General features: G+C 31.3%; 12 protein-coding genes, 3 tRNA genes and 1 other annotated feature. Of the genes, 2 read left to right on the top strand and 13 right to left on the bottom strand.

Going from position 1 to position 10,821, the window contains the following annotated elements:
* Positions 1-121: 121 nt before the first annotated feature.
* Entirely contained in the window at positions 122-328 is a 207-nt protein-coding gene (locus tag JG776_RS11525) for a hypothetical protein (RefSeq protein ID WP_291967667.1), read from the bottom strand.
* Between the two features lie 11 nt (positions 329-339).
* The gene (locus JG776_RS11530; RefSeq protein WP_291967669.1) at positions 340-498 is read right to left on the bottom strand and encodes a hypothetical protein; all 159 of its coding nucleotides are present in this window, start codon (positions 496-498) and stop codon (positions 340-342) included.
* A gap of 802 nt (positions 499-1,300) precedes the next feature.
* Here JG776_RS11530 and JG776_RS11535 point away from each other — a divergent pair.
* On the top strand, positions 1,301-2,062 hold the full coding sequence (locus JG776_RS11535; RefSeq protein WP_291967671.1) for a LysM peptidoglycan-binding domain-containing protein: 762 nt from the start codon (positions 1,301-1,303) through the stop codon (positions 2,060-2,062).
* Positions 2,063-2,210: 148 nt separating this feature from the next.
* On the opposite strand, the gene JG776_RS11540 is transcribed toward JG776_RS11535, so the two are convergent.
* From JG776_RS11540 to JG776_RS11560, 5 genes are all read right to left on the bottom strand, one after another.
* A tRNA-Arg gene (locus tag JG776_RS11540) sits at positions 2,211-2,287 on the bottom strand.
* A gap of 47 nt (positions 2,288-2,334) precedes the next feature.
* Positions 2,335-2,426, bottom strand: a tRNA-Ser gene (locus JG776_RS11545).
* A 26-nt stretch (positions 2,427-2,452) separates the two neighbouring features.
* Positions 2,453-2,543: transfer RNA gene (locus JG776_RS11550), tRNA-Ser, on the bottom strand.
* Positions 2,544-2,783: 240 nt separating this feature from the next.
* Positions 2,784-4,067 (bottom strand): serine--tRNA ligase, encoded by a 1,284-nt coding sequence (serS, locus tag JG776_RS11555; protein WP_291967673.1) that lies wholly within the window; start codon positions 4,065-4,067, stop codon positions 2,784-2,786.
* A gap of 68 nt (positions 4,068-4,135) precedes the next feature.
* Positions 4,136-4,334: a binding site (T-box leader), on the bottom strand.
* A gap of 50 nt (positions 4,335-4,384) precedes the next feature.
* The gene (locus tag JG776_RS11560) at positions 4,385-5,293 is read right to left on the bottom strand and encodes a polysaccharide deacetylase family protein (protein WP_291967675.1); all 909 of its coding nucleotides are present in this window, start codon (positions 5,291-5,293) and stop codon (positions 4,385-4,387) included.
* A 61-nt stretch (positions 5,294-5,354) separates the two neighbouring features.
* Here JG776_RS11560 and JG776_RS11565 point away from each other — a divergent pair, with 61 nt between their 5' ends.
* On the top strand, positions 5,355-5,540 hold the full coding sequence (locus tag JG776_RS11565) for a hypothetical protein (RefSeq protein ID WP_027309180.1): 186 nt from the start codon (positions 5,355-5,357) through the stop codon (positions 5,538-5,540).
* A gap of 31 nt (positions 5,541-5,571) precedes the next feature.
* Here JG776_RS11565 and JG776_RS11570 read toward each other — a convergent pair whose 3' ends face one another.
* From JG776_RS11570 to JG776_RS11595, 6 genes are all read right to left on the bottom strand, one after another.
* A complete protein-coding gene (locus JG776_RS11570; protein ID WP_291967678.1) occupies positions 5,572-6,690 on the bottom strand; it encodes an aminopeptidase in 1,119 nt (372 codons plus the stop codon).
* A gap of 45 nt (positions 6,691-6,735) precedes the next feature.
* Entirely contained in the window at positions 6,736-7,248 is a 513-nt protein-coding gene (locus JG776_RS11575) for a transcription repressor NadR (protein ID WP_291967679.1), read from the bottom strand.
* A 9-nt stretch (positions 7,249-7,257) separates the two neighbouring features.
* On the bottom strand, positions 7,258-8,022 hold the full coding sequence (locus JG776_RS11580; protein ID WP_291967681.1) for a GerMN domain-containing protein: 765 nt from the start codon (positions 8,020-8,022) through the stop codon (positions 7,258-7,260).
* 11 nt (positions 8,023-8,033) lie between these two features.
* Positions 8,034-9,449, bottom strand: a complete 1,416-nt coding sequence (locus tag JG776_RS11585) for a HAMP domain-containing sensor histidine kinase (protein ID WP_291967683.1) — start codon at positions 9,447-9,449, stop codon at positions 8,034-8,036.
* Positions 9,427-10,110 carry a response regulator transcription factor gene (locus JG776_RS11590; protein WP_027309176.1) on the bottom strand — a complete coding sequence of 228 codons (684 nt, stop codon included), beginning with the start codon at positions 10,108-10,110 and terminating at the stop codon, positions 9,427-9,429. Before JG776_RS11590 ends, JG776_RS11585 begins: the two co-directional genes overlap by 23 nt.
* Before the next feature lie 73 nt (positions 10,111-10,183).
* Entirely contained in the window at positions 10,184-10,663 is a 480-nt protein-coding gene (locus JG776_RS11595; protein ID WP_291967686.1) for an HD family phosphohydrolase, read from the bottom strand.
* Positions 10,664-10,821: the final 158 nt, after the last annotated feature.

Consider the following 10,821-nt stretch of genomic DNA (forward strand, 5'->3'; position numbering starts at 1 on the left):
TTTTCAAACAAAGAAAAGCTTAGAATTGCTTAGCGAAATGAATCGATGCCCAAGAAATCCTTCATGGGGCTAATCAATATATAACTTTTTCAACAGCCTGAGCCTTTTGTAAGGCTGTTTTTCACCACTCTATCTCATCTTCATCAAAAGCCTCATCCTCTAAAATATAATCTGACACATCATATCCAAGCTCTTCTGCAATCTCTAAAAGTTCTTCTTCATCTGCACTATCAATACTTCCTATAAGTGGCCATATTCCAGATGGCCCAACATAGTCTAACAAATCTCTTTTTAATTTCCTATAGTTTACCCTTTTAATGATAATCATCCCCCATCATATTAAAATGGAATTTCTTTATCTTCATTATTAAATATATTTATGTAAAGCTCAAATAATTCTTCATCTGTCATATCCTTTAATTTGTTGATATAAATATCTTTAAATCCTGCTGCTTCATAATACTCTTCAAGTTCTAAAAGCATTTTTTCTCTATCCATATTAACCCCTCCCTATATTTATATATAAATTATACTTATTTTTTATTACCTTGAAAAATTTATTTTTATATACTTATTTATACATTTATTGTATAATTTTTATGTACCTATATAAAAAGGAGTGGTTTTGTTGTCTAATAAAATTAATATAATTATGTTAATTTGTTCTTTTATATGTACCATTTTATTTATGATAACTAAAAAAACCTTTCTAAGTATTATATGGGGTATTAGTTTTATTCTCTGTTTATTCAATTTTATTAAAACTTACACTAAAAGCAAATCTAATTTAACCAAATAAGAACTAAACAACCTAAATACTAAAATTAAGGAATTAATTTTAGCAAATAAAGAAAGTAAAGCAATATATTTATATATGAAAACTACTGGAGCAGATTTAAAAGATGCAAAAGAATATATTGATTCATTAAAAGATAATTTTTAAATTGAGAAGGGAAAAATGAAAAAATTTATTACAATCGTACAAATTATATTTTCAATAATTTGTTTATTAGGTACAATATTGCTTTTTTTAAAAGATATTTTTATTCCTGCACTTGTTCCGTTATCTCTATCAATTGCTATACTCTGTTTAATACTGGCAGAACTTTAAAATTAAAAAAATTTACTAAAACCATTTGGGTTACTACTTTTATATTAAAAATTACTGCTATTATTTTAAATTTTGTTGTTAGTATAGAACAAATTGTAATTGTAATAAAAAGGTAGCCTTTGTCTTTAGCACAAATATAATTATTTTTTCATATTCTAATTATATAAGTATAATTAGAGAGATGATACTTTGAAAAGTGATATTGATAATAAAACACGTGCACAAATTCCTGAAAGATGTAGTGTAGGTTTTCAAAAATATACTGTTGTTAAAGGAGATACTCTTGAAAAAATTGCAAAACATTTTAATGTAACTGTAGGTTTTTTAATAGTAGAAAATCCCCATATAAAAGATCCAAATAAAATATCCCCAGGAGATGTTCTGTGTGTACCTATACAGCCTCCACCAGGCGTTGGGAGAGTACCCGAGAGTTGCCCTATAGGATATGAAAAATATACTATAAAATCAGGGGATTCTTTTTCAAAGATAGCTCAAAATATAGGGGTTCCAATAGATCTTCTCATTTGGAATAACCCTCATATTCCAGATCCAAATATAATTTTCCCTGGTGATGTAATATGTGTTCCTATACCACTTAAATTGCCATCTTGTAATTTATTAAAGCCAATAGGTTCTTCATTGAAAAATGTATTTGGCTCAGCTATGGTTCAAAAACAGCAAAATGGACAGCACCTTCTTGTAATTACAGGAGTAAACCTTCCAAATCCATCATTGTTAGGTAACTATGATGGTTATGATGGATTTGTTGGAATTGCAGGCATTGGAGGATATGGTTTCCCACTTACCCTTGTTTCAGACGAAGTAGGTTTGTGGGTAGGGAGCATAATTATTTTTCCTCTTTTAACCTCTAAAGATCAAGTTTACATCATTCCAAGCAATTCTGAAGTTTCTGTGCCAAGTAAACCTATATTAGAAGGTATGTTAAAGTAAAAAGAAAAGATGCTATATACTTTTGTTCTCTAAAAATCAAAGTGTTTTATAAATACATTTGTATGTTGTCATTTTGTTGTCAAAAGCTTACTTTTTTACCTAACAACCAATAATAAAAGCCTCGAAGGTTTATCTTCAAGGCTTTCTATGGTGCGCCCGGAGGGACTCGAACCCCCGACCAACTGGTTCGTAGCCAGCTACTCTATCCAACTGAGCTACGGACGCATATTCTTTTTTTTGAAGGATAAAAGCCGCACCCTGTGCGGCTTTTATGGCGGAGAAGGAGGGATTTGAACCCTCGCGCCGGTTTCCCGACCTACGCCCTTAGCAGGGGCGCCTCTTCGGCCAACTTGAGTACTTCTCCATGTTGCCTACTTGATAGTTTTTATATGGCGGAGAGGGTGGGATTCGAACCCACGGTAGAGTCACCCCTACGCCGGTTTTCAAGACCGGTGCCTTAAACCAGCTCGACCACCTCTCCGTATCGGACATTTATTATTATATCAGCGACTTACTTTGTTGTCAACATCTTTTTAATTTTATTTTTAGGTGACATTTCCAAATAATATTGACACATCTTTTTAATTTTATTTTTTTGTTTTTGTCTTAATTGCCCATCAACAATATTTATTATATAATCACCTTTCATTTTATGCAATGATAAATATATAGCATAAATGTATAGGAGTAGCCCTTTTAGTTGCTACTCCTATTTTTATAATTACTTTGTTATTCTTTCTATTCCACCCATATATGGTCTTAAAACTTCTGGTATGATTACTGAGCCATCTTCTTGTTGATAGTTTTCAAGTATTGCTGCAACAGTTCTTCCTACTGCAACACCTGAACCATTTAGTGTATGCACAAATCTTGGCTTATCTTTTGCATCCTTCTTGAATCTTATATTTGCACGTCTTGCTTGGAAATCTTCAAAGTTTGAACAGCTTGAAATTTCAACATATCTTCCGTAACTTGGCATCCAAACTTCTATATCATATTTCTTTGCTGCCGTAAATCCTAAGTCACCTGAACAAATTAGAACAACTCTATATGGTAATCCAAGAAGTTGTAATACTTCCTCTGCATCACGAGTTAGTTTTTCTAACTCTTCATAAGAATTGTCTGGATCTGCAAATTTAACAAGCTCTACTTTATTAAATTGATGTTGTCTTATTAATCCTCTTGTGTCACGTCCTGCTGAACCAGCTTCTGAACGGAAGCAAGCAGAATATGCAACGTGCTTTATTGGTAATTTGCTTCCATCTAATATTTCATCCATATACATATTAGTTACAGGAACCTCTGCTGTTGGAATTAGGAAGTAGTCATCATTTGTCACCTTAAATGCATCCTCTTCAAACTTTGGAAGTTGTCCTGTTCCTGTCATACTCTTTCTGTTTACCATAAATGGAGGGAATATTTCTGTATATCCGTGTTTATCTATATGTGTATCTAAGAAGAAGTTTATTACTGCTCTTTCAAGTCTTGCACCAAGTCCCTTATAGAAGGTAAATCTTGCTCCTGTTACCTTCCCTGCTCTTTCAAAATCTAATATATCAAGCTCTGTTCCTATATCCCAATGAGCCTTTGCTTCAAAATCAAATTGTCTTACATCTCCCCATTTTCTAATTTCAACGTTGTCTGCATCAGTTTCTCCCTTTGGAACATCCTTATGTGGAACATTTGGTATTCTTAGAAGTAGATAGTTTATTTCTTCTTCTACCTTACTAAGTTCTGCGTCATATTCCTTAATTTTATCTGATAGTTCCTTCATTTCCTTTAATAGTTCATCTGCATTTTGGCCTGCCTTTTTAAGCTTTGCTATTTCTTGTGAATCTGTGTTTCTCTTATTCTTTAAAACTTCAACTTCAGATAGAATGCTTCTTCTTCTTTCATCAAGCTCAACAACCTTGTCAATCATTTCAAGGTCAAAGGCCTCACCCCTAATCTTCATTGCTTCTTTTATAGCCTCGTGTTCAACTCTTATTCTTTTTAGATCTAACATTTTAAATCCTCCTTTTCTATATTAATCTACTTAAATTTTTTTACAAAAATAAAGACCCTTCATCCCTATAAAGGGACGAAAGGTCATACCTTCCGCGTTGCCACCCTAATTGGCTAAAAGCCCACCTTAAAACCTTTAACGGAGGTTACCGTTTTGCTCATCGCAAACCCTCAGGGATGGATTCAATAAGATAAAGTACTGACTCGCACCAACCGTCAGCTCTCTTAAACTTTAAACTTATTTACTATTTCCCGTCATCAGTTTATTTTAATATATATTATAACACCATTTCAAAAAATTACAACATCAATTTATTATTACCATAGTAAGAGAAGCATTTCAAATTTGTGAAGTTTATTAAACCTGGGCATTAATATTCTTCTTACTGCCATTATATTTACATTCCCCATATTTATACCATAGTTGTAACTTGCAAAGGCTATTTGAAAACCTGACTTTTTAACTATATGTTGAATAGATTTATTTAAATCTCCTCCTCCATAGGGATAGCAAAAAGAAAGAGGCTTTACTCCTAAATTTTTTTCTATATCTTCAAAGCTCAATTCAATTTCCTTCTCTACTGTATCTAAATCCACCTTAGATAGATTAATATGATTTCTTGTGTGTCCTCCAAAGGCTATACCATTTAAATACATTTCCTTTACCATATCCCAAGTTAAATATTCATCTTCTCCCATTTTACCCGTTGCTAAAAATATTGTTGCAGTAAAACCGTATTTTTTTAGTATTGGATAGGCATTTTCGTAGTTGTCTCTCCATCCATCATCAAAGGTTATTAATATGGGTTTTTTAGGTAATTTAATTTTAATACCGCTATAATAATCAAGTAGTTCCTTTTCTGTAATTGTTTGATATCCTCTCTTTTTTAAATATTTCATCTGTTTTTCAAACTGTTTTACCGATACTGTTGGAACCTTTGCATCATAAACCTCATCATTAACCCTATGGTAGGTTAAAACCGGTATTGGTTTTTTAGGATTTTTATAGGTAAACCCAGTTAAAAAGGTCATAAAAAACAAGAGTGCAAAGGCGGTACAAAATACTTTACTCTTTTTTATTCTCATATTTAACTTATATCTTAATCCCCTAACCCCTAACAAAAGTAAATATACAAATATTGTTAGTTTTAATATATTAAAACATACAAACCCCAAAGAAGACATTATAGCAAGAAATATAATACACATAAACATATCTAATTTCATTTTCATCCCCCCTGTTTAAAAAAATTAAACTTGGCAATAATTATAATGGGGAGGGGTTAAGATGAGTGAAATAGATATTTTAAGTCAAATAGCAGATTTAAAGGAAGTAGATTATAAAAATACTCTAATGGTTGTTGGGTTAATTGAGCTTCTTATTGAAAAGGGCTTAATAAATAAATCCCAACTTATAAAAAAGATAAAAACGTTAGATAAAATAGCAGATATTGAGACAGATGATATTATATAATATGACCCATGCATCAGCATGGGTCATATTTTTATATAATAAATTTTCCATCCTTATAAATTAGTTCTCCATCTGCATATATCTCTCCACCATCTCTCATATCACAGAGCATATCCCAATGAATTGCAGATGAATTTTTAGAACCTGCCTCTGGAAATCCTCTACCTATTGCAAGATGAACAGTTCCACCAATCTTTTCGTCAAACAGCATATTCTTTGTAAATTTCTTTATTCCATAGTTTGTTCCAACAGCAACTTCTCCTAAGAATTTTGCTCCTTCATCTGTATCTAAAAGTTCAAGTAGTAGTTCTTCTCCCTTTGCTGCTGTTGCTTCAACAACTTTACCCTTTTCAAATTTAAGTCTTATATCTTCAATTTCACGACCTGCGTATATTCCTGGGAATGAAAATCTTATATATCCCTCAACACTGTCTTCTATTGGGCTTGTAAAGACTTCTCCATCTGGGAAGTTTTCATTACCACAACAGTTTATCCATTTTCTTCCTTCAACACTCATCCTTATATCAGTATCCTTTGATACTATTCTTATTTCCTTTTTAGTATCAAGTATTCTACATATTCTTTCTTGTTGTTCTCTTACTTCCTGCCACTTTTCAATAGGATTTTCTAAGTCTATGTAGCCTGCACCATAAACAAAATCTTCATATTCCTCAAGTGACATACTTGCTTCCTGTGCATCTGCTTGAGTTGGAAATTGTGTTCCGCACCATTTTAATTCTTTACTTGCCATTCTTCTTTCAAATATATCAATTAGCTGTCTTCTTCCTCTTGATCTTAACTTCATCTTTGATGCATCTATATTTGTTAACATTCTTGTATTTTTCTCGCCCCATATAGTTAATATCGCATCAACTGTTTCAAAGGCTGTTTTTGCTGACTCTGGTATGTACATTATCTGCTCATCATTTCCGTGTTTTAACATAATCTCTGTTAACTCTTCGATTCCTAAATCGACTTGAGGATAAACACCCATTTTTACAGCTTCTCTATATACTTCCTTTATTAAAGGTATAGTTGCTTGCCCACCCTGTATTAAAAGTTTGTCTCCTGCCTTTAAATTCAATGAATACTTTAAAAGAACCTGTGCTAATTTTGTTACTCTATTATCCACTTTTCCCCCACCTTTCATATTAATCAATAAAATTTTAACATAATTTTAGTTTATTTGTAAATATTATTCAATTAGAAATCCTTTTTCCTTTAGAGCCTTTGTTATTCTTTCCATATCTTTTTCACTATCTGCTTCTATCGTATGAATGTGAACACCCTCTGTTAAGTTAGATAAAGGTTTTGCTTTGCTCTCCCTAAGCCTATTAATGAACATTTCTACATCATATATAGACCTTAGCATTAGTTTTCCTGTTATTTCACCATATATTTTGTGTTCTATGGTCACATCTAAAACCCTTCCACCTAATGAGACTATAGTCCTAAGCTCATCTTCTATTTGATTTTCATTGTGTTTTACAGCTATAATTTTCTTAATAAATTGATTGTTGTTAACCATTAAAACATAACCCTGTGGTGTTGCTATTATATCGTGTCCTTCTGCTCTTAAAAGAGCTATATCCTGTACAATAACTTGTCTACTTACGTTGTATAGTTTAGAGAGCTCTCCTCCCTTTAAAGGTGAGGAGGCTTTTTTTAAATGGCTAAGTATTGCTTCTCTTCTTTCTTCTCCTCTCATATTCTCCTCCTACAAATTAGTTTGTGAGGTTAACCAATCAACCAACCATACTCCATCAATATTTACACATTTAAATTGTAAATTTACATCTCCCTCAGGTGTAAAAAATGTAACCTTTACTTTGGCTATGTTACCTTCTATATTATATTCACCAACTCTAAACTCTTGATTTGTAAAACCTAAACTGTATACCTCCATCATCTCTTTGTAATAGTCATCATAGCTTTTCCTAAAATTATTTGTTGCCTCATCTGACATCAAAAGATATGCAGAAAAAAAATCGCCTTCTTTTTCAAAATCCATCTGCTTTTTTAAAACCTGTGAAGGATTTAAGTTCTTATCTCTTTTTAAGACACTTCTATTTCTGTTATAGGTATATTCTCCTTTGTTTGTTCGAATAACTACCTTTTCCACCATTGGAACTTCTGTTATGGTATTTACTATTGAATACAGTGCTAAGTTGCTATCCTTATACATATCTCCAATTTCACGGTTTAATCTAATATATACTATTCCGGATTCCTTTTTTATTGATTTAAGTTTTATGTTATTATCTATAAACCCTCCCTTTTTTAGGTGGTCTATTATATAACTTGCACAAGTCTCCTCAAGGGAACCCTTAAACTTTGTCACAACCTCCACAGGTCTTAAATAATTGTCCTCACCTATTTCATATACAACTATTCTAACATCGTATGTTTGTACTTCCCTTTGCCTGCATCCATAGATAAAAAATGAGAGTGTGAAAAGAAGGAATATAAAATATTTTTTCATATAAAACACTCCTATCCCTTAAATTCATAAGGAATTGATATTATAAATTCTGTTCCTTCCCCCACCCTACTTTTTACTTCTATCGTTCCATTATGCTTTTTAATAATTTCATTAACAATTGAAAGCCCAAGTCCACTTCCACCAGTTTTTCTATCCCTTGTTTTATCTACTCTATAAAATCTTTCGAATATCTTAGGTATGTCCTCCTCTGGTATTCCAACTCCGTGATCCTTTATATGTATTATTGCTCCTCTGCTGTCCTTTTCAACCCAAAAGTCAACTCTACCATATTCAAAGGAATATTTTACCGCATTTTCTACTACATTATACAATGCCCTAAATATATTATCTCTATTTGCCTCAATTTCTACACTCTGACCATCATAAAATATTTCTACATTTTTAGTTTTTGCAATATACCCTACCCTTTTTACAACTTGAAGACATACGTCGTTTAAGTCAAACTTTTCAACCTTAACTCCAAAACTTCCTTCCAATTTAGTAAGTTCCAAGAGATTATTTACTATATTACTTAATCTATCTATCTCAGAATGTATATCCTGAAGAAACTCCATTGCCATATCTTTATTTGCCAATTCACTTGATATCAAAGATTCCACAAGCACATTTATGCTGGCAAGAGGGGATTTAAGTTCGTGAGATGCATCCGCAACGAATTGTCTACGCTCACTATCTATTGTAGTTATTTTCTCATTCATTTCATTAAAGGCCATACATAGCCTTGCAATCTCATCGTTTTCAATAACTTCAACCCTCTGTTTTAAATTTCCTTCTGCCATATTCTCTATTGCATCAATAACGCTATATATTGGTTTTGTAGCATAGGTGGATATAAAATAACCTATTAATGTAACTATAGCAAGTATAAATAGAGAAATTGTAAACAATCTCTTTTCTATAACTATAATCTTATTGTATATATCATCTATAGGGGTTAAAAACCAAACTACTCCCTTTACTTTATCTCCAATCAATATTGGAGTTGCAACACTTAAATAGCTATTCTTTAAAAAACCCCTTAATTTAGATGTTTTTACACCTGAAAAGGCCCTTTTAACCTCTCTATTTTGATAATATTTACCAATAAGCTCATTTTTAGAATCTGCCTTTACGATGTATTTATCATCTATCACTAATATCCTTGAATTTGATTGATTAGATATAGTTTCTACTGCAATGTCAAAAAGAGGCGTTTTATTCAAATCCGCCTCATAAGCCAAATCAGCAATTGTTCTCTGATATAGATATATATTGCCTTTTCTTTCAGTAATATACTCCTTTCTGATTGCTAAGAAAACAAATATATTTACTAAAAGTAAACCTACTGTTAGTATTGCTACATAGGATAATGATAATTTTAGTTTAACAGAATTTTTAATTAAATCATCCTTTATAATAGTAACCAACTCCCCACTTAGTTAATACATATTGTGGGTTACTAGGATCCTTTTCTATCTTTTCTCTCAATCGTCTTATATGTACATCAACTGTTCTTGAGTCTCCATAGTAATCATAACCCCAAATAATTTCAAGTAAAGTATCTCTGCTATATATTTTCCCTGGATTTGTAACAAGTAAGAATAAAATATCAAATTCCTTTGAAGTTAAGTCAACTGGTTTACCTGCTATATTAACTTTTCTTGAAGGAACGTCAATCATTATATCTCCAGATTTTATTATATCTCCTTTATTTGCTACTATGTCATAGGTCCTTCTAAGTAAAGCCTTTATTCTTGCACGTAGCTCTAATATATTAAATGGCTTTGTTAGATAATCGTCTGCTCCGTATTCAAATCCAAGAACCTTATCTTCATCTTCGCCCTTTGCTGTTAGCATTATTACTGGAACTGAGGATCTCTCCCTTATTTTCTTAAGCAATGTTAAACCATCAACCTTAGGAAGCATTATATCAAGAATTATGAGGTTATAAATATTTTCACTAATTTTTCTTAATGCATCCTCTCCATCATAAGAAACATCAACGCTGTAATTATCAAGCTCCAGGTTATATTTTATCCCTTTTACAAGATTTTCTTCATCATCAACAATTAAAATTCGGTAGTCCATAATATATCCTCCCTTGTTTATTATTAGGGTATGTCAAAAAATTATAACTATTGCAATTAATATTATATTAATATTAATGTTTGCAATCAACTTCTTGAAGTATTTTTAACTTTTCATCGTCTATTTCATAATTATGATGATTTTTTATTAAAAATTTTATATAATCGTCACAATTATCAAGATAAGTTATTGCAATCTCAGGATGATTATAGTATGAATAAACTGGTTTAATTCTGTAGAGCTTTTTTAAGATACCTGGAGAAATTTTATTTAATATTGTTATTACAGACTTATTTATAATGTTTAATCCACTATCTATTTTTCCTATATCGTGTAAAAGAGCTGCTTTTACTAAACTTATATCATATAAATCTTTCTCTAATGATTTTTGTAATACTTCCCTTGCAACTTTTACAGAATGAACCTTTTCTGATTCCTTAAGTTTATTAAAAAGTGCCTTTTCTTTATCATTCAAATAGAAATCTATAAATTTTTTATCTTCATCGGTTAGTTTTGCAAATATAGCCCAAAGGAACTGTTTAATTCTGTACATCTTATACATCCTTCATAAGTGTAATTACAAGTGTATTTATATATATTTTACAACAAAAAATAAAAGGTTCTATAATAAATGTTGGGGCGTAGCCTCAGCATATTTTTTTACAAAAAATATGCACCTGTTTTAGATGCCTGGTAAAATTAAATTAATCA

This window comes from Caloramator sp., assembly GCF_020054765.1.
GTDB lineage: Bacteria > Bacillota > Clostridia > Clostridiales > Caloramatoraceae > Thermobrachium > Thermobrachium proteoclasticum.

Coding starts and splice junctions, on each gene's coding strand:
- JG776_RS11560 (WP_291967675.1), bottom strand. CDS start 5,293: ATGAAATTAGATATGTTTATGTGTATTATATTTCTTGCTATAATGTCT.
- JG776_RS11590 (WP_027309176.1), bottom strand. CDS start 10,110: ATGGACTACCGAATTTTAATTGTTGATGATGAAGAAAATCTTGTAAAA.
- JG776_RS11595 (WP_291967686.1), bottom strand. CDS start 10,663: ATGTACAGAATTAAACAGTTCCTTTGGGCTATATTTGCAAAACTAACC.
- JG776_RS11530 (WP_291967669.1), bottom strand. CDS start 498: ATGGATAGAGAAAAAATGCTTTTAGAACTTGAAGAGTATTATGAAGCA.
- serS (WP_291967673.1), bottom strand. CDS start 4,067: ATGTTAGATCTAAAAAGAATAAGAGTTGAACACGAGGCTATAAAAGAA.
- JG776_RS11580 (WP_291967681.1), bottom strand. CDS start 8,022: ATGAAAAAATATTTTATATTCCTTCTTTTCACACTCTCATTTTTTATC.
- JG776_RS11565 (WP_027309180.1), top strand. CDS start 5,355: ATGAGTGAAATAGATATTTTAAGTCAAATAGCAGATTTAAAGGAAGTA.
- JG776_RS11525 (WP_291967667.1), bottom strand. CDS start 328: ATGATTATCATTAAAAGGGTAAACTATAGGAAATTAAAAAGAGATTTG.
- JG776_RS11570 (WP_291967678.1), bottom strand. CDS start 6,690: ATGAAAGGTGGGGGAAAAGTGGATAATAGAGTAACAAAATTAGCACAG.
- JG776_RS11575 (WP_291967679.1), bottom strand. CDS start 7,248: ATGAGAGGAGAAGAAAGAAGAGAAGCAATACTTAGCCATTTAAAAAAA.